Genomic DNA, 25,511 nt, shown 5'->3' on the forward strand with positions numbered 1-25,511 from the left:
ATCAAGAGGGGAAATTGCATGAATGATGTGATTAAGGACTTAAGTGAACTGCGTTTAACTTATCAAAAAGGTGAGTTGCATGAAGATCAGGTGAACCGTGATCCACATGAGCAGTTTTTATTATGGTTTAACCATGCCTTAGCAGCACAACTGCATGAACCCTATGCTATGTCTTTGGCTACGGCAAATGCCCAAGGTCGTCCGCACGTGCGGACGGTCTTGTTGCGCGGTGCGACCCATGCAGGTTATGACTTCTACACCAACTATGACAGTCAAAAAGGCAATGATCTGCTTGATAATCCTTATGCAGAATTATTGTTTTATTGGCAAGAGCAGGAACGTCAAATTCGGGTCAGTGGTCGTGTGGAAAAGATATCTCTAGAAGAATCTACGGATTATTACCATAAGCGACCGCGTGATAGCCAAATTGCAGCGCACATTAGCACCCCACAAAGTGGTGTTATCGCCAGTCGTGAAGAATTACAACAGCGATTCCAAAATTTGCATGATCAAGTGGAAAGCAAAGACGTATTGGCGAAACCTGAGTTTTGGGGTGGCTATCGTTTAGTTCCGGATTATTATGAATTTTGGCAAGGCCGTCCGAATCGTTTACATGACCGCTTGAGTTATGAACAACAGGATGGTCAATGGGTTCTACAGCGACTGATGCCATAAATGTCTAAACTTTTAATTCAACAAAGACCCTATTTGACGCGCCCTGAAGATATTCAGGGCGTTGCGCCGTTTATTGCGGACTTATTGGCACGTCGCGGGGTTTCTTCCGCACAAGAACTGGAATTGAAGCTCAAGCATTTACATGCCCCGACCTTAAAAGGCATGCAGCAAGCTATAGAGTTGATCGACCAAGCCATTGATGCACATAAAAAAATTGTCATTGTAGGCGACTATGATGCCGATGGTGCAACCAGTACTGCATTGATGGTCTTGGCACTGCGTGATATGGGCGCGGATGTTGAATATCTGGTTCCAGACCGTTTTAAGTATGGTTATGGCCTGACACCCGCCATTGCTGATTTAGCCTTCGTGAGTTTTACCCCAGATGTGCTGATTACAGTCGATAATGGTATTTCGAGCCATGCTGGTGTAGCACAGGCACAGGCGCATGGTATGCAGGTGATCATTACAGACCATCACCTGACTACGAAGGAAACACCACAAGCAGAAGCGGTGGTGAATCCGAATCAGTTGGGATGTGAATTTCCAAGTAAAGCCTTGGCTGGCGTAGGTGTTGCATTTTATGTGTTGGCCAATTTGGCCAGTATGCGTAAAAAAAATGCTAAATCCACAGCCAACCTCAGCCAATATTTGGACTTGGTGGCTTTAGGCACTTATGCCGATGTTGCAAGTCTAGATCTGAATAATCGGATCTTGATCGATGCTGGTTTGAAGCGGATTCAGCAAGGACTATGTCGTCCAGGGATCAGTGCATTATTGGATATTGCCGGTCGTGATCCTGCACAGTTAAAAGCACAGGACTTGGGCTTTGTGGTCGGCCCACGACTCAATGCAGCTGGGCGTATGGAGACTATGGATATTGGGATTGAGTGTCTGATTGCGGCAGATTTAAGTACGGCTTATCCGATTGCGCAGCAGTTGAATCAACTCAATATTGAAAGACGCCAAGTCGAAGGGCAGATTAAACAGGAAGCTCTGGCTGAGTTAGAACATATTCAGCTTGATCAGGATAATCTACCTGCAGCCTTGATTATGTTTGAACAGCATTGGCATCAAGGGGTGATTGGGATTGTTGCAGGGCGTTTAAAAGAACAATTCCATAGACCTGCAATCGTCTTTGCTGCAGATGAAGATGGTGTGCATATAAAGGGTTCTGCGCGTTCGATCGAAGGTATTCATATTCGAGACAGTATTGAGCGTATTGCTGAATTACATCCGCATTTGGTGAGTCATTTTGGCGGGCATGCTGCCGCGGCAGGACTAACCATTCAAAAGCAGCATTTTTCTGAATTTAAAACTGCCTTTGAGGCACTGATCGCAGCGCAAGACGAAAGTTTATTTCAGGCCACTATTTGGACAGATGGCGAATTGCCTGATTCGGCCATTAATGTCGAAACCGTCGATCTTCTGCAAAATTTAAGTCCATGGGGACAAAAATTTCCTGCACCGGTCTATGAAGGCCTATTTAAAGTTTTAGATTATCGTTGGTTGAAAGACCTGCATCTGAAGTTAAAACTTGCTTTAGATAATGGCTTAATGGTGGACGCAATTGCATTTAATGCGGCAGAAAAGTATGAATTTAATCCTATGCAAGATCAAATCCGTTTGGTCTACGAACTCGATAAAAATGAATTTAGAGGAAATGTCAGTGTTCAATTGAGAGTTCTACACTTGGCTCAATAAATTCTATTTTTACAGGCAAATAAAAAAACCGCTCAGAAGAGCGGTTTTTTTATGATTTTGACTTCAATGGATTAGAAGCGGTATTTCGCTGCTACACCAAATGAATTGTAGTCATTGTTGCCAACTTCACCGAAACCAACACGACCTTCAAGGCTCACTTGTTGGTTGAAGAATTTACGTGCATTGATCCCTACTTCGTTACGATCAGTGACATCGTTGTTGTAGTAGTCAGCACCAACACTGAATGTTTTGTCGATGAAGTAATCCGCTGCTAGATTGAATTCATCTAGATCACCGAATGCTGCACCCGCTTCAAGGTTAATGTCTTTACCATTGCTTAAAGTTGTTACGTATTTAGCACGTAAAGTTGGATCTACACCATCATCATCATCGTTATCCCAACCTTTCACACCAGCTGCAACTAAGAAGCCTGGTGCAGGAAGATAACCGACTTCAGCGCCGTAGTAAGTTGTATCGTTGTCTACTGTGCCGAATGGAGTGTCAACTTCGACATTATTACGGCTTACATCACCAGATACATAGAAATCTGAGTTTGGTACAAAGTATTCGATACCAACGCCATAAGTATTGTCGTCAACATCGCCACGGTCAGCGAAAGTTGCATGTGCATTTACATTACTTGCACGGTTTAAGAATGCAGCTTCTGCAAGAGGAGCGTTACGAGTTTGAACAGGGTTGAAGTAATAAGTACCGTTTACACCAAATTCACTGCCAGAGCTTCCATTATCTGGGTCGATGTAACCAGCTGAAGCGCCTACTTCTGCTTGATAAGCATGAGCTGTACCTGTAATAGCAAGTGCAGAAAGAAGTGCTGAAGCAATTGCGAGTTTTTTCATGGAAACTACCCCTCTAAATTGTTTGGCTAAATTTAATACATTTTTTGTTACAAGTTTTAGTCTAGAGAATTTTTAAAGATGGTCAATCGCTGCAAAGTTGCAGAACTGTGTATTCGGTAATTTTATGTAATTTTAATTACTTAAGATGTTGAAAAATATATAATTATTATTAATGTTTTGTTTTATTAAAACTGTGTAGATATTATGAATTTGTAGATTATTTGGTCAATAAGTCGACTTTTTTTAAAGTAAATATTACATCCAAAAGAAAAAAGCACCTCAATTTTGAGGTGCTTTTTAATGCAAATTTCTAATTCAAACGAAATTAGAAACGTAAAGTTGCATTGATGTTGAACGCTTGAACGTCATCACCAAAACCAACTTGACCACCGATTGCTAGGTTCGGGTTAAGGAAGTATTTTGAACGGATAGCGAAGTAATCCGTGTCTTCATCACCATCATCTTTGATGTTGTAAGATGCACCTACGCTAAATGCTTGATCGAAGTAGTAGTCTGCGCCAATCGTAACAGAGTCTAAATCACCAAAAGCACCATCTGCTTCCAGGTTGATGTATTGACCATTGTTCAAAGGCGCAACATATTTTGCTTTGACAGCAAAACGGTTGTCTTCGTCTTCATCATTGTCACCTTGATAGCCATCAATACCAACAGCAAGTAAAAGGTTAGAGACAGGTAAATAACCTACTAATGCGCGGTATGTTGTTGAATCATAGTCCTCGCTTGCTGAAATACCAGCAACTTTTACTTCAGCTTTTTCTTCTTTGTAGCCTAATTCACCATTAAAGTAGAATTGTTCAAAGAAGTATTCAGCACCTAATGAAATATGGTGGCTGTCATATTCTGCTTTGCCTGCAAGCGGACCTGAAACAGGAAAATAATCTGATACATCAACTGTTTTTGTATCTAAATATTGATAGCTATATTTAGCATAAATATTGCTGTTATGACCTAAAAATGCAGCTTCGTTTAATGGGCCATTTTTAGGGTTTACTGAGTCTAAATATAACGTGCCTTGTAAGTTGAACAATCCGTTTGAATCTACGATGTCATTGTCCCAATCTGTATAAGTAAAACCGCCATCAACTTGACCATCATAAGCAAAAGTTGATGAAGTGATAACAGCTAACCCTAGTGCAAGTAATGTCTTGTTCATAAAACCCTCGAAACATTATTGTTGTAAAAAAAATGTAATAAATAGTAATGCGAGCGTATTGTTCATATTATGTGCATTGAAGTCAATGATTTGGATGATCAATCTGGCTGAAACTGTGCAAATGCTCTGTGATATAATAGGCGGCTATTTAAGCCAAATTTTTTGATTGAGAGTAATTCACGTGGAAATTAATCCGTATCTATTACAGCTAAAAGACTTAAACGACCGTGGTCAAACATTACGGGGGTATCTTTGACTACGATCTGAAAAAAGAGCGTTTAGAAGAGGTTCTACGTGAGCTGGAAGACCCAGCAATTTGGAATGATCAAAGCCGTGCGCAAGCAATGGCAAAAGAAAAAGGTGAACTCGAAAACGTCATTAACGTGCTCGAAGGGCTTTCAACTCAACTAGAAGATGCCCAAGCGATGCTGGATCTTGCGGTTGAAGCAGAAGAAGAAAGCTTACTTGCAGATGTGCAAGCAGAGTTAACTTCAGCGGAAGCAGAACTTGCGAAATTAGAATTCCGTCGTATGTTCAGTAATCCGATGGACCCGAACCCATGCTATGTCGAAATTCAAGCAGGTTCAGGTGGTACTGAAGCACAGGACTGGGCATCGATGTTACTACGTATGTATCTACGTTGGATTGAACGTCATGGTTTTAAAGCAGAAGTGATGGAAGAGTCTGATGGTGATGTGGCAGGGATCAAGTCTGCAACGATCCGTGTAGAAGGTGAGTATGCATATGGTTGGTTACGTACAGAATCTGGCGTACACCGTTTAGTCCGTAAGTCACCTTTTGACTCGGGTAACCGTCGCCATACTTCATTCTCAGCGGTTTTTGTATCGCCTGAAATTGATGACAATATTGAAATTGAAATCAATCCTGCTGATGTTCGTACTGATACCTATCGTGCATCTGGTGCGGGTGGTCAGCACATTAACAAAACAGACTCTGCAGTACGTTTAACTCACGCTCCAACAGGGATTGTGGTGGCATGTCAGAACCAACGTTCACAGCACGCCAACCGTGACCATGCTTGGAAACAGTTACGTGCAAAATTGTACGAACTTGAGATGCAAAAACGTAATGATGCGGCACAAGCGTTGGAAGACACCAAGTCCGATATCGGTTGGGGCAGCCAAATTCGTTCATACGTTTTAGATGACTCGCGTATTAAAGACTTACGTACCAGTGTGGAAAGTTCAAACACCGGCGCGGTACTTGATGGTGATTTAGATAAGTTTATTGAAGCCAGCCTCAAACAAGGTTTGTAATTTAAATTTATATAGAAAACAAAGTTCTATCTGTTTTTGATCATCATATCTAAAAAAATCGATATAAAAATCGAAAAAATACGATATAGTGTATTCAAGATGCTGAATAGAACTTTGTTGTCCAAATTTTTATTTAATTAAACCCGTTTAAATTATGGATATTGATTTAATTTTTAAAGCACTTGCCAATCCGACTCGACGTCAAATCTTGGAATGGTTGAAAACACCAGAACAGTTTTTGTCAGAAGAACAATGTGGCGGCTTTAATCGTGGTGTATGCGCTGGCAATATCGAAAAACTCGGTAATGTTTCGCAGTCTACGATGTCTAATCATTTGTCTGTGTTACAACAGGCGGGCTTAATTCAAGCCGAGAAATATGGTCAATGGTCGTATTTTTCACGCAATGAAGAACTCATTCAGCAATATATTGATTATCTGCAGAACTCACTTTAAATCATTTTTCGCATTTGAAGTGTCAGGCGAGACATATATGGCTGAACTTAATACTCCTCTCATTTTGGGTGATTTACACCTCAAAAATCGCGTTGTAATGGCGCCACTAACCCGTAGTCGTGCAACCATTGACCGTGTTCCAACGCCGATGATGGCTGAATATTATGCACAGCGTGCAAGTGCAGGATTAATCATTTCAGAAGCAACAGTCATTTCAGAAGCCGCTAATGGCTATTTGCAGACGCCGGGTTTATTTACCGATGCTCAAGTTCAAGGCTGGAAACTGGTGACCCAAGCCGTACATGAACAGCAAGGTTTAATTGTGGCGCAATTGTGGCATGTCGGACGTGTCTCACATCCCGACCTTTTGGATGGTGATACACCAGTGTCTGCCAGTGCGGTACAACAGGCAGGTTATGTCAGTCTGCTTCGCCCAAAACGCGAATATGTCGTGCCACGTCCATTAGAGATTGCAGAAATCAAAAGCATTGTTGAGCAATACAAACAGTCTGCAATCAAAGCCAAAGAAGCCGGTTTTGATGGTGTGGAATTGCATGCGGCCAATGGTTATTTGATCGATCAATTCCTACAAAGCAAAACCAATTTACGTGAAGATGAGTATGGTGGTTCTGTCGAAAACCGCGCACGTTTATTGCTCGAAGTGGTGGATGCGCTGATCGAAGTGTGGGGAGCAGGTCGTGTAGGTGTGCATCTTGCGCCGCGTGGTGATGAACACGACATGGGCGATCATGATCCACGTGAAACCTTTGGCTATGCCTTAGAGCAGTTGGGGCAACGGAAGATTGCATTCTTCTTTACCCGTGAATATCTGGCGGATGACAGTATTAGTGACTATCTGAAACAGCGCTCAAATGGTGTGCCGTACATTGCCAATATGCGTTTAAGCCGTGAAGATGCCGTTGATTTATTGGCCTCAGGTAAAGCCGATGCGGTGTCTTTTGGTAAAGCCTATATTGCCAATCCAGATTTGTTTGAACGTTTGCTGGCGAATGCTGCACTGAATGAATTGCAGTTGGAAAATATGATTGGAACTGATGTAGCCGAAGGCTATATTGATTATCCAAGCATGAAAAATAAATTTGGTTCAGGTCGTTCAACCTATTAATCGACACTTGAATACGCATTATCCATTAACATGTGGATAATGCTCTGATATATTCTGCCGATTCAAACCGTTTTTGAGCGTAATAATTTGACTACTCCTTTTTGGTATAACGCAGCTTTGGCGCTGATTAAGCCGCTATATCAATGGCGCATCAAAAAACGTGCTGAAGATCTCCAACTATATCAGCAAGAGTGTCTTGAGCGCTTTGGGCCATTTCAGCCGGTTAAAAACCGCAATGCAATTTGGTTTCATGTGGTTTCCGTCGGAGAAACCAACGCTGCACAGCCGCTGATTGAACATTATCTCAAAGCAGGTCATCCGGTCTTAGTCACCAATACCACCAAAACCGGACAAGCGCGTGCGAAACAATTATTTTTAAAAGCACCGTATGAATCGCTGTTTCAGGCCGTGTATTTGCCGGCAGATCAAAAAAAATTAGTCCGTCGTTTTATCGAAAAATATCAACCGAAAATGTTGGCTCTAGTCGAAACTGAACTCTGGCCAAATTTGATGATTGAAGCCGATCAGGCTAACGTTCCGAGTTTATTAATTAATGCCAGATTATCTGAAAAATCGGCGAAGGGTTATGGCAAAGTCCCGAGTTTGACGCAGCCGATGCTAAAGAGTTTGAAACAATTATTGGCGCAAGATCAGGCAACTTTAGCACGATTTATTGAGTTGGGTGCAAACCCGCATACCAGTCAGGTCGTGGGAAGTATCAAATTTGATATTCATGCGCCTGATAGCTTTGTGCAACAAGCAGCGCAGTTGCGTCAAGATTGGGATTTGCAAGGCCGTAAAATCATCACCATTGCCAGTACGCATGCACCCGAAGAACAAAAACTGCTCGCGGCACTGCAGCCGATTTTGCAACAACAGCCTGAGCTGTTATGTATAGTTGTACCACGGCATCCCGAACGCTTTGATGAGGTTTTTGTAGAAGCGCAGAAACTGAATTTACGCACACAGCGCCGCAGTTTAAAGCAAACGATTCAGCCTGAAACGCAAGTGTATTTGGCGGATAGTATGGGTGAATTATGGCTTTGGCTGGCACTGAGTCAGGCTTGTTTTGTTGGCGGGTCTTTAAATGTACCGGGCGGTGGACATAATATTTTGGAACCTATCGCGCTGCATGTCCCGACAGTATTAGGTCAGCATTATTTTAATTTTCAAACCATTGTGGATGAATTTGTAGCGGCCCATGCGGTTGTGGTTGTGCAGGATTTTGAGCAGGCGGCTAGTGCATTGGTTGAGATCATTCAAAATACTGCGAAAGCGCAGGCTTTAAATGATGCAGCTCAGCTGATTATGCAAAAGAATACCGGGTCGCTGCAAAAGCATATTCAGGTGATTGATCAGTACCTTTAAGTTTTAATTTTGCGATACATTAATTTTTATTAGGCAAGTTTTATCACGGCCTTATTTTATGGTGATCGTTGAACATCCTATTCGTAGGCATAATCTACTTTTAAAGGATTAAAAGTAGCAAAAATCCTCTGTACGCTGAAGGTACTTCCTGTACCTCAGCGCACAGGCGACATCCATGTCGCCTGTCCTCAATGACATATGCTTTGCGTGAATTGATATGGTTATTTATGAACATCGTCTTGCTTGATCCTCGTCAAACTGAATCTGAACTTTGGAGTATTAGCGCCAAACGTCAAATTGAGCATTTAAAAAACCATGTGAATATACAGGTGGGCGATACACTCAAAGTCGGTATTCGGGAAGGAAAACGCTATTTAACCCAAATCGTCAGTATCAGTGATGAGCGCATTCAACTTAAATCCTTACAAGAAGAAGAAGTACCTGCAAAGCATCCGGTGACTTTAATTGTGGCAATGCCTCGTCCGAAAGTGTTGCGCCGTCTGATTATGGATGCCGTCACCTTAGGCGTAGAAAAAATCATTTTGCTGCACAGTTATCGCGTGGATAAAAGCTATTGGCAGACGCCATTTTTACAGCAGCTCGATCACTATGTGACGTTGGGTTTGGAGCAGGCAGGTGACACCATTGCGCCCAAAATTGAACTGTATAAACGCTTTAAGCCCTTTGTGGAGGATGTTCTACCGAGCATGATCTCCTCGGACTATCCCGCTTATGTGGCGCATCCTTATGTCGAAGATGTGATGCCTACAGGGATTCAACATGGATGTACGATCATCATTGGACCTGAAGGTGGATTTATTCCTTATGAGGTAGATTTACTCATAAAAAACGGCTGCCAAGCAGTCAGCTTAGGCAACCGAATTATCCGTACAGAAACTGTGATTCCGTACGTTTTAGGGCGATTATTTAGCTGTTGAAGCTTCTGCCTCAGCTTGATCACCACGGTAAACTTTTACTTCCTGTACAGGGTACGGAATTGAAATACCATTTTGATTGAATGCTTGGATAACGTGTTCTTGCACTTCACTGATCGAGTTCGCAGTGGTGGTTTCTGTGGTATCTACCCACCAACGGACATTGAGGTTGACTGAGAAATCAGCCAAAGCATTCACGTTTACGGTAAACGCAGGTTGGCTCAAAATGGTCGGGTCTTTGTCTAAAATGGCCAAAACAATGTTTTTAGCTTTTTGAATGTCATCTTCATAACCAATACCCACCACAAATTCACAACGACGACGTTGATAAGCGGTATTCACCGTTACCGCACTGGTGTAAACCGTCGCGTTTGGAATCACGATACGACGACCATCGGGAGAGCGTAGGAAGGTTGCACGAATTTGAATATCTTCAACTGTACCTTCCATTCCTGACACAATAATGTCGTCACCGATTTTGAACGGTTCACCGAGGAGAATCAAAATACCCGACAGTAAGTTCTGGAAAATATCTTTAAACGCGAAACCGATTGCAACCGAACCAATCCCCAAGGCACTCATGAGCTGACCCGGTGTGAAACCAGGGATCGCAATGACCATTGCAATCAGGAAACCGAAGAACATAATGGCTGAGCTACCGACACGGTTCAGGACCAAAACTAGATTTTGTTTTGAATAAGAACGGTCAGTGAGCGCTTTACGAACAAAGAATCTAAAGAGTTTTGACAGTAGATAGAAGATCGTAAAAACAATTAATGCGATACAAATATAAGGCAGGCGTTCCCAAAATCCATCGACAAATTTATCGATCGTTGAGTATGCGTCATTATATTTAGAGGTATGTTCCAGCACGGTTTGTGCGGTTTTTTCAGTTGCCTCTTGCAAAAGTTGAGTCGTGCCTTGAGTGACATCACTCAAGGCATTTTCTTTATCAGCCACGAGTTTTCCAAATGTTCAGATTTTTCGCTATTTTGCCTGAAATTAGTGGCGAAAATAACCCTCATTTACAGGCTTGCGAACAGATGTATCAAAATTCAGACAGGCTCAAATTCGGTCAGTGGCTTAGAAGTATTCAGTACCTTGTTGAATGATTTCTGTAGGCGATTCAATTTCTCCGCTACCCATCATATACGAGGTGATGCTACCTGTAGCCAAGAGCGACAAGACACTGATTAAAATCATCAACCATGCCAGAATTTTTTCCCAAACCGCAGCAGGGCGTGGCGCGCCGTATTGATTTACGGTCGGTGTGCCTGAGGCCAATAATAAATATAGGATAAAAAATAGATTGATCACGGGGATAAATAAAAGCAGTAGCAACCAACCGGCTTTATTGAGGTCATGCAGCCGACGCACGACAAAGACACAATAAAAATAAATGTAGAGAATCATAATTGCCAAATAGGCGAGGCCAGATACCCCGGTGAATATGCCAACAAATTGCTCATTTAACGCCATGGTATTGATGTTGAAAATACCCACGGCAAGGCTTAAAACGATCAAGGCAAAAAAGCTGATGATATTGAGAAAGCCATACCAACCAATCATGCTCAGTCGACCAAAACGTCCATCAGGTTTCAAGGGATTATCCGATGTAGTGGTCGTCTGACGGAAAAAGAAAGAAGAGTCATTGGTATTCATGCTTGGGTCAACTCAACGTGTATGGAAGAATAAAAAAGCGGAATGCTGAGTAAAATTACCTTTGCATTATAGGTTCAAATGAACTGATCAGATACTGAATTGAAACATGTTTTTGTTGAAATTTTGCTTATAGATGTGCTTTAAATGGGAAAGAATAATACGACCAAAGCATGATTGCTGCGATTAAAAATTAATCGTCATACTGCTGTGATGCAGGAATTATAAAAGTAGAAATGTGGCATGGCATCTCGTGATGAGATGAATCAGATCAAGGAAAATACAATATGAAAGAGATCTATCCAGTACCTGAAAGTTTCAAAAAAACCGCGCGCATCAATGAGTCGGAGTACTTTGAGCGTTATCAAAAATCGATTGAACAACCAGATGAGTTTTGGGCGGAGCAAGCGCAAAAGATCGATTGGATCAAACCGTTTACCCAAGTTAAAAATACAAATTTTAAGCAAGATGATTTTAAGATCGAGTGGTTTGCTGATGGTGAACTGAATGTCAGTGCCAACTGTCTCGATCGACATTTAAAAGAACATCCACATAAACCGGCCATTATTTGGGAAGGTGATCATCCTTCAAGGCATAAAATCATTTCTTTTGAAGAACTGCATGATGAAACTTGCCGTTTTGCCAATGTGCTGAAAAAACATGGCGTGGGCAAAGGCGACCGTGTGGTGCTGTATATGCCAATGGTGCCCGAAGCGGCAATTGCGATGTTGGCCTGTACCCGAATTGGAGCAGTACACTGCGTGGTTTTTGGCGGGTTCTCACCAGACTCATTGGCAAGTCGTATCGATGACAGTCAGGCGAAAGTCGTGATTACTGCGGATTGTGGGATGCGTGGTGGTAAGCCGATTCCACTCAAAGAAAATGTCGATCTTGCACTCGACATCGAAGGGACATCTTCGGTTCAAAATGTCATTGTGGTACACCGTACAGGTAACCCGATCGAAATGAAAGCGGATCGTGATTTGTGGTATCACATGGAAATCATGTCGGTTAATGATATTTGTCCACCTGAACCCATGAATGCCGAAGACCCGCTGTTTATTTTATATACATCAGGTTCAACTGGAAAACCGAAAGGTGTATTGCATACCACGGGAGGCTATTTAACCTATGTGAATTGTACTTTCCGTGAAGTTTTTGACTTAAAACAAGATGATGTGTTTTGGTGTACTGCCGATGTTGGTTGGATTACGGGACACTCTTATGTGTTGTATGGGCCATTGTCGAATGGCACCACGACCGTGATGTTTGAAGGGGTGCCGCAATATCCAAGTTGGGCTCGGACCGGACATATTGTCGATAAGCACAATGTCACTATTTTATATACGGCACCGACTGCAATTCGCGCCATGATGCGAGAAGGGGATGCCTTTGTCCGAGAAAGTGACCGCAGTAGTCTGCGTTTACTAGGTTCGGTGGGTGAACCGATTAACCCAGAGGCATGGAATTGGTACTACACCGTGGTAGGTGAAAGCCGCTGCCCAGTGGTGGATACATGGTGGCAAACAGAGACGGGTGGTTTCATGATTACGCCATTGCCGGGAGCAACCGATTTAAAACCGGGTTCAGCGACGCGTCCATTCTTTGGTGTACAACCTGCGATTGTCGATGCTGAAGGCAATGAGCTTGAAGGCGCCGTAGAAGGTAACTTGGTGATTAAGGATTCTTGGCCGGGACAAATGCGAACCATTTGGGGTGATCCTGAGCGCTTTATTGAAGCCTATTTCTCCACTTATCCGGGCACATATTTTACAGGTGATGGCGCACGTCGTGACGAGTCTGGCTATTATTGGATTACGGGTCGTGTGGATGACGTCTTGAACGTTTCAGGGCATCGATTGGGAACGGCTGAAATTGAAAGTGCATTGGTTGCACATGATGCTGTGGCAGAGTCTGCAGTGGTGGGTATGCCACATGATATTAAAGGGCAAGGGATTTGCGCCTTTGTGACCTTACAAGCAGGGACAGCTGAGTCGGATGAGTTACGTCAGGAACTGGTGGCTTGGGTACGCAAAGTCCTTGGACCAGTGGCAACGCCAGATGCATTACATTGGGCGCCGGCCTTACCGAAAACCCGTTCTGGTAAAATCATGCGCCGTATTTTAAGAAAAATTGCGGCCAATGAATTGGACTCTTTAGGTGATACTTCGACCTTGGCAGAACCTCAAGTGGTTGAACATTTGATTGCTACGGTTTATCCGAAGTCATAAGAACAATTTGAGCGTCAGTGATCACGTTCTGATGAAAGTTCACTATGGCTTATATGAAGGATTATTAAAGCAATAATGAACGTCCTTTCTCCTATATAAAGTTGATTAGGATGAAGGGACGTTCATGATGCATTTTATCCATCCTAAATACGACGTATAAAATGATCAAATTATAAGTCGCCTGAATCTTGGTGACTTAGATTTCATGAGATATAGATTTTACAGATATAGACTGCAGGCATTGAGATAAGCTGAATGCCTCTACTTTGTTAAGCTAAAACTGTAACAGAATAATCAGACAGACATATGAATGCTTCAACTCCATTGACTCAAGATCCGATCGATATTGCCCAAAAACTGGCGGCAGAATTTGCCACGACGGCTGCTCAGCGTGATAAGCAGGGGGGAAATCCCAAAGCTGAACGTGATTTGATTCGTCAAAGTGGTTTACTTGCATTGTCCATTGGAAAACAATACGGTGGACAGGGTGCAGATTGGCAGACGATTTTTAAAACCATTCAAACCATTGCTCAAGTGGATAGCTCATTGGCGCATGTTTATGGTTTTCATCATTTATTGATTGCAACCGTGCAGTTGTTCGCGCAGCCCGAGCAATATGGCCCGTGGTTTGAACAGACTGCACGTGAGCATTTATTTTGGGGCAACACCCTAAACCCTTTAGACCGCCGTACTACAGCGACGCAACTGTCTGAACATGAATATGTGTTTCATGGCGATAAAAGTTTTTGTTCGGGTTCCATGGATTCAGACATTTTGCTGTGTTCTGGCTTCAATGAAGATGGAAAATTATTGATCGGGGTGATTCCTACAGCACGTGAAGGCGTCAGTTTTCTCGGCGATTGGGACAATATGGGACAACGTCAAACCGACAGTGGAAGTAGCCATTTTGAACAGGTAAAAATTTCCAAAGATGAATTACTACTGAACCCAGGCCCATTAAGTACACCTTATTCGAGTTTACGCCCTTTGATTGCACAGTTGATCTTTGTACATATGTTCTTGGGGGTAGCCGAAGGGGCTTTTGAAACAGCAAAACAGACGGTTCAAAACCAAAAAGCATGGTCAAAATCATTGGTTGAAAATGCAGTGAATGACCCATTTATTCAAAAGCATTTTGCTGAGTTTTATGTGCAATTAGAAAGTGTACGTTTATTGGCAGATAAAGCGGTTCAGCGTTTGCAATGGGCTTGGGAGATTGGTGAAGCTTTAACGGCGGAACAACGTGGAGAAGTTTCTATTGCGATTGCAACAGCCAAAATCGCAGCCACCAATAGCTCGCTATACATTACGCAAAATATTTTCCAAGTGATGGGCGCACGTGCCACAACTGCCAAACTAAATTTAGATCGCTTCTGGCGCAATGTACGTACCCAAACCTTACACGATCCGATTGATTATAAATATCAGGAGGTCGGTGAATGGGTGCTCACAGCGAAAGTGCCAGATCCAAGTTTTTATTCTTAAACGTATATTGCACATGAGCCAATAAAAAGCCTCCGTTTTGGAGGCTTTTTTGCAATGTGCTGTCAGTCGATTTAACGCTGATGAATATTTTCTAAGGTATCAACTAAGGTTCGCGTTGTTTGATCAATCTCATAATTCACGGCATCACCGACTTGGACATCTTTCCATGTAGTGAGGCGCAGTGTTTCAGGAATAAGATCGATTGAAATTTCACTGCTGGCACGATCAACACGGTTCACAGTCAAACTACAACCATTGAGCCCAATAAAACCTTTGAGAAAGAAATATTTAATATTGCCTGCCGGAATGTGAATATCGAGATGAAAGGTTTCCCCGCGATGCTCTAAGTTTTTGATCGTGGCTGTGCCTTCGATATGACCATACAGATTATGACCACCATTTTCTGCCCCAACTTTGGCTGAGCGTTCGACATTGACCTCATCACCGGCCTTGAGTGCTTTTAATGTGGTGAGTTGATTGGTCAAATCAGAGACATCAAAATGCACTTGGTTGGCTGCCAAATCAATATGTGTAGCCGTTAAACACACGCCATTAATCGCCACACTTGCCCCGATAAAGACATCATGAAAAAAATTCTGATGATTTGAAATCACCAAGGTTGTGAAGCCATTACCTTGACGAATCTCTAAGACTTTTTCTAAACCTTGCACGATGCCTGTATACATGGGAGCGTCTCTAAAATGATTTGCGTTTTCTGTATTGTAGGGACAAAACGAACGCTCGGCTATGCTTTACAGTGACCATTTCAGTACAGCATTTTGATCTGTCGCAGTTCGATTTTGGCAATGGCCTACAATGCTCGGAATGTTTCAATTGCCGCTAGGCGAGACTGTTTTAAGTCAACGATCGGCTGAGGGTAGTTCAATTCCAATTGAGGATTTTTGGCAAAGGGTTGGTGAATTTGCTTTGCATCCAAATCTGCCAGCTCAGGTAGCCATTGACGTAGATAATCTCCGTTCGGATCAAATTTCTGAGATTGGCTGATCGGGTTAAAAATCCGAAAATAAGGTACAGCATCTGTACCCGTCGAGGCGCACCATTGCCAACCGCCATTATTGGCCGCTAAGTCGCCATCGACAAGGTGCTGCATAAACCATTGCTCCCCCAACCGCCAATCGATCAGTAGGTTCTTACTAAGGAACATGGCACAAATCATCCGCACCCGATTATGCATCCAACCCGTAGCCAGTAGTTGACGCATCCCTGCATCGACGATCGGAATGCCCGTCTGGCCGTATTGCCACGCAGCAAAGTCTTGTGGTGCATGGCGCCATTTTATTTTTAAGGTTTTGGTTTGAAACGGCTGGTGCTGAGAAACTTGCGGGTAGTCAAATAAAATGTGCTGGTAAAATTCACGCCAAAGCAGCTCATCGAGCCAAGTTTGTTGTCCTCTGTGGTCGATCTGGAAATAGCCGCCTTGTTCACGAAACAGGGCTTGCAGACATTGGCGAATAGACAAGATGCCCAAGTTTAAATACATGCCAATTCGACTGGTTCCATTGAGCGCAGGAAAGTCCCGATCATCAGCATAACGATGCAGATGTTGTTCAATAAATTCATCTAAGCACTGTATTGCGTGATCTTCTCCAATCGGCCAAAGCTCGATTTGAGCAGCTAACAGCGATGTGGGATAAAAAGGACGTAAATCAAATTGATTTTGCCACAGCGGATGCGGTTCGAGAGCCGCTTGGGCTTCAATAGCGGGATAACAAGTAGGCAGACTGATGCTTAATTTTTCGTAGCAATTTTTCTTAAATGCACCGAAAACTTGATAAGGATGTCCAGATTGATTGCGAATACTGCCAACAGGAAACAGGGTGCGGTCATGGTACAGCTCAACAGAGATGTGCTGCTGTTCTAATAACTGTTGTACTTCGCGATCTCGTTTAAGCTCATTCACACCATGTTCAATATGTGCATGAACAGTGTGTATATTGAGCTGAGTGCATAGGGTTAATAGCTCATTGGCGATGTCTGACCAATGGGGAATATGCTGAATAATCAGTGGAATATTTAGTTCAGCCAATTGCTGTCGCAAAAGTTCCAGTTGGGCAAGATAGCGATGGATTTTAATGGGGGCATCGTCATGCCTTGTCCATTGTTCAGGAGAAAGCGCAATAAAGGCAATCGTTGGACCAGACTGTGTCGCCTGCCACAGTGCGCTATGGTCATGTCGTCTTAAATCTTGTCGAAACCAAACCAGTTGCATGTTTATTGCCTCGTTTTGTTGGAAATATCACCAGAATTACGGGGGTATCTATTGGTAATGAAATTATCTAAAAAATCGATTTCTATAAAAAAACCATATAATATCTATGGTTTAACTTAACCGATTGCGCACAATGCTGTCAGCTTAAGCGTACAAGCAACGAAGTTTTTGACGCTAGGCGCACTTTTAAATTTTACCTAAGATGAACTCATACAGGAACAGGATGTTCCGGAACATAAAACAATAAAAAAGTGTTCACCATCAGGACTGTGAAGCAAGACAGGAGTCATGCTTAAGTATCCATATAGAAAAAGCCCGACAGGATGTCGGGCTTTTTCTTTGTCTACAGGTCAGCTCATTTTCTAGAATCAGAGCATGTCTTTAAATGGTACTCGAGATAAAAAATCCCCTAAGCCGAGCCTTAGGGGAGGAAAGTGAAGTGAGCCGATTGTGATTATTATGCTGATTACATGAGCTGTGACTCCATCAACAATTATGCTGATTTAGCCTGCACAACTTGCTGCTGTTGAGCTTCCAGTTCACGAACCAGTGGCAACACTTTTTCGCCAAAGTATTCCACTTCTTCAATGAAGTGGAGAAAACCTGAGAGAACCAAATCGACACCTACACTTTTGAGTTCCACAATGCGTTCGGCAATTTGTTGTGGCGTGCCAATCAGATTGGTTTTAAAGCCGTCGTTATATTGAACCAAATCTTCAAAAGTAGATTTTGCCCAGTTACCTTCGCCTTCTTTTGTGGATGCACCTGCTTCACGAGTTGCATCGCCAAAGGCATTGACCGCTTCAGTATTGGCATTGTCGATAATAGCTTGAAGCACCGCTTGGGCTTCTTCCTCAGTATCTCGGGCAATGATGAAGGCATTCACCCCGATTTTGACCTGATGGTTATTGGCCTTGGCTTTTTCACGAATATCATCGATCTGCTTTTTCAACTCAGCAGGGGTATTGCCGTTGGTGAAGTACCAATCGGAAACACGTGATGCCATGTCACGTGCTGCACGTGAACTGCCACCTTGGAAGATTTCAATATGCGGTTTTTGCACCGGTTTCGGAGATAGAGTGTAGTCTTTAAATTGATAGTATTTACCATCAAAACTAAAGTTATCCTGCGTCCAAACACCTTTTAGGCTACGAATGAACTCTTCAGAGCGCGCATAGCGTTGATCATGCTCGGGCCATTCTTCACCAATCGCATCAAACTCACCACGGAACCAGCCACTCACGACATTAATCGCAATACGGCCATTGGTAAGATGATCGATGGTCGACAATTGTTTCGCAGCCAGAGCCGGTTTCCAAGGGCCGGGTAAAATCGCTGCAATGACTTTGAGCTTTTCAGTTTTGGCCAAAATACCATGACTGAAGCTAACTGATTCGTGTTGATTTTCCGCGTTATAGCCTGCGGTAAAACGAATTTGAGTCAGCGCATAATCAAAGCCACTTTTTTCTGCAGCTTGTGCCAAACGCACGTTATAGTCATAGCTCCAATCGGTACGCTGTTCAATATTACTGACCACCAAACCACCACTGACGTTTGGTACCCAATACGCAAATGTAATGTTTTTTTCTTGTACTGACATTTTGCAAACCCTCGGGATCGAATTGTTATGCTGTGGTGTTTAGGCCACTTGCGTTTTTGGCTTTTTACTATGCAGTCGAGCTTCAGCAGCATCCAAACTTGGAACGGCTGCAGAAGGAAGGACTTCTTCTTGCTCGATTTGCTTATTAATGCCCAAGTTTTGGTTGGCTTGTTGAGACTTGGCTTTCACCACTTCAGCACGCTGACCTTTGGCTGGAGCCCATTCCAAAATCGGCAGCGCACGTGCTACAGCTAAAGTAATGCGGTCACGGAGTAATTCACTATGAATGGTGTATTCAGGGGTGAAATCACGATCTGTTGCATAGACCCCAATCGGTAATGTTTGCGCTTGAAAGAAACTGAACAATGGACGCAGTTGATGTTCAAGCACTAAGGCATGGCGTTCAGAACCACCCGAAGCTGCAAGCAAGACAGGAACATCGACCAATGCAGTTTGTTCGACAAAGTCAAAGAAGTGTTTAAACAGACCTGTAAATGAAGCACGGTAAACTGGCGTTCCAACAATCAGTGCATCAGCAGCTTCAACGGCAGCAAGGTCATCTTGTACACGTTGTGGCAATTGGTTACGGTAAATCGCACCACCTAATAAATTGCCAATTTCGCTAAACTTAATAAAATGCACATTGATTGGAGTCGCATCACCGAGCTCATCAACAATAGCTTGTACCAAAGCTTCGGTTTTAGATGGATTGTTTAGGCCACCTGATACAGCAACAATATTCAGGGGTTTTTGTAGATTAACTTGAGACATTTTTTAAACCTAAAAGTGTGGTTTCTCGGAATGCCTTTTATTAATCCCGATGGGTGGATCACTGTAAAATAACGAAAATCAGAAAAGTTATCTGATTTTTAGATATGTTGGAAAAACCACAAGATTCGTGAAATTTCAAATTTTAAACTGTTGATATTTCAACATATAATGCTTAGATATAAGCATTTTTACTGTGTTGATAAAATTTATATGAAAATATGATTAGATTTAAAGATTTATAGAAAATGCGAAAAAAAGACGCATTTTAGGTGAAAATCTACATTTTAAATGCAAAAAAATAAGTTCTTGCATATCCTTCACATAGCATGTGTGGTTAGAATAGGGTCATTGTGCACAAGATCTCTCACGTTGCTTATGAATATTTTAATCGTTGATGATCACCCGCTGTTTCGTCATGCTTTAATTCAGGCGGTTCGTTATAGTTTGCCTCAGGCGCAAATTCATGAGACTGCAGCAGTCAATGAATGCTATGAACGTCTTGAAAATGGCCCTGAGCCTGATCTTGTGTTATTGGATTTAAACTTGCCGGGTGCTTCAGGCTTTTCTGCCTTGGTGCATATTCGCGCACAATATCCATCGATTCCAATCATTGTGGTCTCTGCGCATGAAGAAGCGTCGATTATCCAACGTGCGATTGCACATGGTGCGATGGGTTATATTCCAAAATCTGCACATCCAAGCCACATTGGTGAAGCGATTCGTCAAGTCTTAGAAGGCGAGATTTGGTTACCACCAAATTTACCTGCCAACATGAACTTTGACCCACGTGCTGCAGATGAAACAGCATTGGCAGAACGTATTCAGTCTTTAACACCGCAACAATTCCGTGTGTTAATGATGGTGGCAGAAGGTTTGTTGAATAAGCAAATTGCCTATGAGTTGGATGTGTCTGAAGCAACTATTAAAGCGCATGTAACGGCAATTTTCCGTAAGTTGGGCGTACAAAACCGAACCCAAGCTGTATTGGCAATTAATGCACTGAATATTGAAGAAAAGAAAATCTAAGGATTTTTTCAAAAAAAAAGACCTCCATCGTGGAGGTCTTTTTTTTGCTGTTTAAGCACTAAGGCTGGCGCTAGATCATTTCGCATTTTAAATGCCGTTTGGTCTTTACATGCGGTTTAAATGCAATAGAGCAATGCAACTTAACAATGACTTAAACAGACCACTTCAACTTAAGCAATATAGTCTTGCTTAGGCGTCAGATCGGTACAATACAAAGGATTGAGCGCACATTGCAGTTCATCAATTTGTTCATCGGACACATAGCCGCGCGCTTTGAGATAATCCGCGACACGGTCATCACGTAAACTTAGAAAAGCAGCATCATAAACACCCAAATCCACAAATAGGGCTGCAGTTTCTAAGCTGTTAAAACGGTCCAGATAGACATCATTGTCGTACATCAGGAAGATATGGTCTTGCTTGGAGTTGGCATCGACATTTAAACGTTGTGCCAATTCAAATGGCGCTGTTTTAATAAACAGTAAATCAGATAATTCATCAAACTGTGTTTTATCCAGCTGGTTTTTGTCGGTTTTGACTTTACCGAGCCAAGCTTTAAATACTAAGACCGCACCACCACGCAGTAGCATGCTCCAAATCTGATGACGGGTGTCCAAACCTAAGCTATTGGATTCTGCTTCTAAATTTTGCAGCAGTAGATCTTCTTGTTCTGCCAGTCGATCGAATAAGCCAAGACCTTGGGGTTTGTAGGCATTTGGTGCAAAGACATCAAAATTCAGTTCGTCAAATACCTGTAACGCAAGAGGAACGGCACTGCGATAGAGCGTTTCTAGCGCTTCGACATGCACATCACTTAATTTGCTGAACTTAAATAGCTGACGCCAATCGATCTCTGGCAAAATGGCATTGGCACCATACTGACGATGAAACTGTAGATTTTGATCAAAACCATGCGGCATTGTTTCTGAAATATTCACAAGATCACTCCTAATATGCGGGGGAGATCAGCTTCTCAAGTGTTGAGTTATGACGCTTCTTGAATTGGCTTGAAACTGATCAACTTCTTATGAATATTTTTAAAACGAACGGCGGCAGCTAAATATAAGACTAAAGTTTTAGTTTTTATTTTTGCTTGTAAAAATCTGATTTAAATCAAATATATTTTTAATTGTAACTAAGTGTACAAGTGTTCACTCATGCATTCGATATCTTTTGCCATAGGCAATCAAAATTTGATATTTATGGCTAATAAATAGACGAAATATCGGGGCTATTTTGAATGATCTTGCCGCTGAGACAAATTTTTTTGCCAGTTAGGTAAGTTTAAGTAAAAGTAAGGTAAACAAAAGCCCATTTCATGTGAATGAAATGGGCTACTTTTCACAGAGCGATGTCCTGTAACAGCGCTACTGATTTGAAATCTTCAAACCAGATAACCATGAACGCAGTGAAGCTGGTTTCAATGGTTTTTTCAGTAAGACGATGTTTAACTCTTTTAGACGTTGCGGTAATTCAGGATCAGAATCTGCGGTAATCAGCGCCACAGGGACATTTTCCTGACGGTTATCTAAAATAAAGTCGAGACCGATCTTGTTGTTATTTAAGTGTTGGTCAACCAACCAAACTTGAATATTTTCTTGTTGAATCAACACCATGGCCTGTTCAGGTTCAGTGGCCTTAAAGACTTGATAGCCCCATTTGGTCAGTAAGGTCGACATACCTTCTAAAATCGTTTCATCATTGTCTAAGCACAGAATTTTATAGGCTTTGGTTTTCAGCGGAACCGCTTGGGTCGGTGCAGCGACCACTTTTGGCGCAGCGACCACCGGCACTTCAATCATAAAGCACGAACCATGACCAAGTTCTGAGAACACATGCACAGGATAGTCGAGTAGGCTGGTCATCCGTTGCACGATGGCTAAACCTAAGCCCAGACCCTGTTCACCCCATGGAGAGGTGTGTCCACAGCGTTCGAACTCTTGGAACAACTTAATGCGCTGTTCTTCCGCGATCCCAGGACCTGTATCCCAAACGCCAATACGAATATGCCCCGGACGTGCTGAACGTAGCACACCCACCACAACACGACCACGCGCTGTATAGCGTAAGGCATTGCTGACGAAGTTTTGAATAATACGACGAATCCACTGTGGGTCGGTGTCAATCCAGAACTGAGCATCATGTACGGTCAGTTTGATATTACGCTGTGCTGCAATCGATTTAAATTGCAGTTCAAGATCGCTGAGTAAGTCATGTAGTGGATAAGGCTGACGTTTCGGTTGGATCGTTCCGCCTTCGAGTCGAGCAATGTCCAAGAGGGCAGAGAGCATACTTTCCGCACCATGCAGCGCACGATCAAGTTGCTGAAGCGTTTTACGATCATCATCATTTTGTACGCTTTGCTCGAGGGCGGTACTAAACAGACGCGCAGCATGCATCGGTTGCAATAAGTCATGGCTTGCAGCAGCAATAAAGCGGCTTTTCGACATATTGGCTTTATCGGCTTGCTCACGTGCCAATTGTTGTTCAGACAGGGCGTCTGCCAACTGTTGGGTACGATCTTGCACACGGCCTTCAAGCAAGGCTTCATTTTCACGGAATGCGGTAATATCGGCAAAGGTCGTCACGAAACCGCCGCCTTCGATCGGATTACCACGCATCTGAATTACACGACCATCTTTACGAATCCGTTCAAATTCGTGTGCGCTGCCGACTTGCATCCAATGCATGCGTTTACGCACATGTTCTTCGACTGAACCGGGACCACATTCGCCGCGTTCAGCGTTATAACGAATCAAGTCTGAAATTGGGCAACCGACGTAGACAATGTCTTTTGGATAATCAAACAGTTTGAGGTATTGATTGTTCCATGCCACCAAACACATATTTTCATCAACCACGGACACACCTTGAGTCATATGGTCGATCATGGTCATGATCAGGTTTTGGTTAAAGCGCTGCCACTGTGAGGCTTGGTCAAGAATATTGGCGACCTGACCGAGTGCTAAACCATTATTGACCATGGCTGTGGTGAGTAAGGTACGGGCAGATGCCGCACCGATGGTGCCGGCAAGATACTGTTCGGTAAAACGCCACCACATGCCGTTGGCGCTGCTATTTTCATTTAAAACGACATTGTTTTGTGCGCAGAACTGGTTGAAGGCACGCATGGTTGGACCTTCACCGGTAATGCGTTTTGCCAAAGTAATCAGATCACCTACTTTTAAGCGCGCCACATCATGGTGAATATAACTGATGTCATTCGATGTACTTTGAGCAGGAAGGGGCTTGGTTTCATAATAAAAGAAACTTTCGGCCTGAATTTGCTCGGCAACACTTGGACGGAAGACGCGGGAAATCCAAATATAGAGGGTGATATTTAAACCGAGCGCCCAAACTACGCCATGGGTAAGTGGATCGAAAGATTCAAACCCTAACAGTGCTTCAGGACGTAACCAACTCAAGCCTAGCGGACCCTGACTTAAAAGATTTTCGGTAAATGTTTTAAATTGTTCAGGTAAGCTACGCAATACGGTTGGTAATAACAGGGTATAAGCCCACATGCCAAAACCGACCAACAGACCCGCATATACACCTTGCTTACTTCCGCCACGCCAATACAAACCACCAATTAGTGCCGGTGCAAACTGTGCCACAGCACTGAAGGCCAATAGGCCAAATACCGATAATTGGTCAATGTCATTGAAGAAATGAAAGAACAAGAAACCCAATAACATGACCGCTAAAATACACACACGACGTGTAAATTTCAGTACGAGTGGTAGGCGCTTATCGTGGCGTGATAATAAACGTGTACGCCATAGTGCAGGCATGATCAAGTCATTACTGAGCATGATGGATAAGGCCACTGACGATACCAACAGCATGCCTGTCGAAGCAGAAAAACCACCGAGAAAGGCAAGTAAAGTCAACCAGTCTTGGTTATAACTTAAAGGCAGTGAGAGCACAGCAACATCGGGGATTGCCAAGTAGGCAGGTGCTGCATGCAGCGCCCAACTGGCAATCGGGATGATCGCGATAATGGTTAAAATCAGATAAATGGCAAACCAACGACGAGCACCACGAATATGCTTTTCATCTCGCAGTTCAACCACTGCGACATGGAACTGACGTGGTAGACAAATAATCGCTAAAGCAGCCAATAATGTTTGAATCCAAAAGCTTTCTGGCACACCTTTGAGCTGGACATCTTTAAATGTACTGTTAATGTCATGGCTGATTTGCGCCATGTTTTCAGGTGATTCAAAAACAAAGAAAAATGCGACTGCAAGTAGTGCAAACAGCTTGACGAAAGACTCAAATGCCACAGCCAACATTAAGCCGCCGTGCTGTTCAGTATTGGCAATCTGTCGTGTCCCAAACATCATCGCCAAAATCGCCAATACACCGGTCAAAAACAGCACACTATTGGTGGTACCTGTCAGACCAGCGGTCGGTTCTAAAATGACCGTTGCACTTAGGGCAATCGCACGTAGCTGCAAGGCTAAATAGGGAATAATGGCAATCACGGCAAGGATCGTGACCAGTGAAGCTAAGGGGCCACTTTTACCATATCGTGCTGCTACAAAGTCGGCAATCGATGAAATGGCATGATGCTGACGGACACGCCCTAAACGTCGCCAAATATCATAGCCGAGCGCAACAAATAGCAGCGGTCCCAGATATATTGGTAGGAAAATAATGCCCTCACGAACGGCGGCACCCGTTGCGCCATAAAATGTCCAAGATGAACAATACACCCCTAAAGTTAGACTAAAGAGAAGCATTCTGCCGCGAGTACTGAGCCTGCTGGCATGCTTTTCACCAAAGAATGCACATACAAAGAGTAATGCGATGTAAAGGGCCAATACCCCGACGATAAGCCAACTATTCATAGAGCCTGCAGCATATTAATTCTCGCTTAATGATAACGCATCCATAGGCTTAGGAAGGTTATTGCTCAAAATTTAACGACCAA

20 protein-coding genes are annotated in these 25,511 nt (G+C 43.1%); 10 read left to right on the plus strand and 10 right to left on the minus strand.

Annotation, left to right across the window (positions count from 1 at the left end; translation table 11 throughout):
• Window positions 1-18: 18 nt before the first annotated feature.
• Window positions 19-675, plus strand: a complete 657-nt coding sequence (pdxH, locus tag G0029_RS00720; RefSeq protein WP_180109624.1) for a pyridoxamine 5'-phosphate oxidase — start codon at window positions 19-21, stop codon at window positions 673-675.
• Window positions 676-2,379: a single-stranded-DNA-specific exonuclease RecJ gene (recJ, locus tag G0029_RS00725; protein WP_180109625.1), complete on the plus strand. Its 1,704-nt coding sequence runs from the start codon at window positions 676-678 to the stop codon at window positions 2,377-2,379.
• 71 nt (window positions 2,380-2,450) lie between these two features.
• Here recJ and G0029_RS00730 read toward each other — a convergent pair whose 3' ends face one another.
• Window positions 2,451-3,236 (minus strand): putative porin, encoded by a 786-nt coding sequence (locus tag G0029_RS00730; RefSeq protein ID WP_180109626.1) that lies wholly within the window; start codon window positions 3,234-3,236, stop codon window positions 2,451-2,453.
• A gap of 325 nt (window positions 3,237-3,561) precedes the next feature.
• On the minus strand, window positions 3,562-4,410 hold the full coding sequence (locus G0029_RS00735; RefSeq protein WP_180109627.1) for a putative porin: 849 nt from the start codon (window positions 4,408-4,410) through the stop codon (window positions 3,562-3,564).
• A 181-nt stretch (window positions 4,411-4,591) separates the two neighbouring features.
• Here G0029_RS00735 and prfB point away from each other — a divergent pair.
• From prfB to G0029_RS00760, 5 genes are all read left to right on the plus strand, one after another.
• A protein-coding gene (gene prfB, locus G0029_RS00740; protein ID WP_111884474.1) for a peptide chain release factor 2 occupies window positions 4,592-5,687 on the plus strand; the annotation gives its coding sequence in 2 pieces (ribosomal slippage) (window positions 4,592-4,663 and window positions 4,665-5,687; 1,095 coding nt in all).
• A 154-nt stretch (window positions 5,688-5,841) separates the two neighbouring features.
• Window positions 5,842-6,141 (plus strand): ArsR/SmtB family transcription factor, encoded by a 300-nt coding sequence (locus G0029_RS00745; RefSeq protein ID WP_078190555.1) that lies wholly within the window; start codon window positions 5,842-5,844, stop codon window positions 6,139-6,141.
• A 37-nt stretch (window positions 6,142-6,178) separates the two neighbouring features.
• Window positions 6,179-7,267, plus strand: coding sequence for an alkene reductase (locus G0029_RS00750; protein WP_180084429.1), 1,089 nt, complete (start codon window positions 6,179-6,181; stop codon window positions 7,265-7,267).
• 87 nt (window positions 7,268-7,354) lie between these two features.
• Window positions 7,355-8,635, plus strand: coding sequence for a 3-deoxy-D-manno-octulosonic acid transferase (locus tag G0029_RS00755; RefSeq protein ID WP_180109628.1), 1,281 nt, complete (start codon window positions 7,355-7,357; stop codon window positions 8,633-8,635).
• A gap of 227 nt (window positions 8,636-8,862) precedes the next feature.
• Window positions 8,863-9,573: a 16S rRNA (uracil(1498)-N(3))-methyltransferase gene (locus tag G0029_RS00760; protein ID WP_180109629.1), complete on the plus strand. Its 711-nt coding sequence runs from the start codon at window positions 8,863-8,865 to the stop codon at window positions 9,571-9,573.
• On the opposite strand, the gene G0029_RS00765 is transcribed toward G0029_RS00760, so the two are convergent.
• On the minus strand, window positions 9,559-10,530 hold the full coding sequence (locus G0029_RS00765) for a mechanosensitive ion channel family protein (RefSeq protein ID WP_180109630.1): 972 nt from the start codon (window positions 10,528-10,530) through the stop codon (window positions 9,559-9,561). The genes G0029_RS00760 and G0029_RS00765 overlap by 15 nt on opposite strands.
• Before the next feature lie 123 nt (window positions 10,531-10,653).
• The gene (locus G0029_RS00770; protein WP_180109631.1) at window positions 10,654-11,232 is read right to left on the minus strand and encodes a DUF805 domain-containing protein; all 579 of its coding nucleotides are present in this window, start codon (window positions 11,230-11,232) and stop codon (window positions 10,654-10,656) included.
• A 284-nt stretch (window positions 11,233-11,516) separates the two neighbouring features.
• Between G0029_RS00770 and acs the strand changes: the two genes are divergently transcribed.
• Together acs and G0029_RS00780 are read left to right on the plus strand one after the other, a co-directional pair.
• Window positions 11,517-13,460 (plus strand): acetate--CoA ligase, encoded by a 1,944-nt coding sequence (gene acs / locus G0029_RS00775; RefSeq protein ID WP_180024609.1) that lies wholly within the window; start codon window positions 11,517-11,519, stop codon window positions 13,458-13,460.
• A gap of 306 nt (window positions 13,461-13,766) precedes the next feature.
• Window positions 13,767-14,945 (plus strand): acyl-CoA dehydrogenase family protein, encoded by a 1,179-nt coding sequence (locus tag G0029_RS00780; protein WP_180109632.1) that lies wholly within the window; start codon window positions 13,767-13,769, stop codon window positions 14,943-14,945.
• Between the two features lie 71 nt (window positions 14,946-15,016).
• Here the strand turns inward: G0029_RS00780 and G0029_RS00785 are convergent, their stop codons facing one another.
• From G0029_RS00785 to msuE, 4 genes are all read right to left on the minus strand, one after another.
• The gene (locus G0029_RS00785) at window positions 15,017-15,631 is read right to left on the minus strand and encodes a riboflavin synthase subunit alpha (RefSeq protein ID WP_180024607.1); all 615 of its coding nucleotides are present in this window, start codon (window positions 15,629-15,631) and stop codon (window positions 15,017-15,019) included.
• Window positions 15,632-15,756: 125 nt separating this feature from the next.
• Window positions 15,757-17,175, minus strand: coding sequence for a cryptochrome/photolyase family protein (locus G0029_RS00790; protein WP_180078595.1), 1,419 nt, complete (start codon window positions 17,173-17,175; stop codon window positions 15,757-15,759).
• Window positions 17,176-17,668: 493 nt separating this feature from the next.
• Window positions 17,669-18,775: a dimethylsulfone monooxygenase SfnG gene (gene sfnG, locus G0029_RS00795; protein ID WP_180024605.1), complete on the minus strand. Its 1,107-nt coding sequence runs from the start codon at window positions 18,773-18,775 to the stop codon at window positions 17,669-17,671.
• A 39-nt stretch (window positions 18,776-18,814) separates the two neighbouring features.
• The gene (gene msuE, locus G0029_RS00800) at window positions 18,815-19,546 is read right to left on the minus strand and encodes an FMN reductase (RefSeq protein WP_078190544.1); all 732 of its coding nucleotides are present in this window, start codon (window positions 19,544-19,546) and stop codon (window positions 18,815-18,817) included.
• 375 nt (window positions 19,547-19,921) lie between these two features.
• Between msuE and G0029_RS00805 the strand changes: the two genes are divergently transcribed.
• Window positions 19,922-20,572: a response regulator gene (locus G0029_RS00805; RefSeq protein WP_078190543.1), complete on the plus strand. Its 651-nt coding sequence runs from the start codon at window positions 19,922-19,924 to the stop codon at window positions 20,570-20,572.
• A 170-nt stretch (window positions 20,573-20,742) separates the two neighbouring features.
• Here G0029_RS00805 and G0029_RS00810 read toward each other — a convergent pair whose 3' ends face one another.
• On the minus strand, window positions 20,743-21,510 hold the full coding sequence (locus G0029_RS00810) for a hypothetical protein (RefSeq protein ID WP_180101642.1): 768 nt from the start codon (window positions 21,508-21,510) through the stop codon (window positions 20,743-20,745).
• Between the two features lie 429 nt (window positions 21,511-21,939).
• Window positions 21,940-25,428, minus strand: coding sequence for a PAS domain-containing hybrid sensor histidine kinase/response regulator (locus G0029_RS00815; protein WP_180109633.1), 3,489 nt, complete (start codon window positions 25,426-25,428; stop codon window positions 21,940-21,942).
• Window positions 25,429-25,511 lie beyond the last annotated feature (83 nt).

Origin of the sequence: Acinetobacter sp. YH12138 (assembly GCF_015218525.1) — a bacterium.
Classification (GTDB): Bacteria; Pseudomonadota; Gammaproteobacteria; order Pseudomonadales; family Moraxellaceae; genus Acinetobacter; species Acinetobacter amyesii.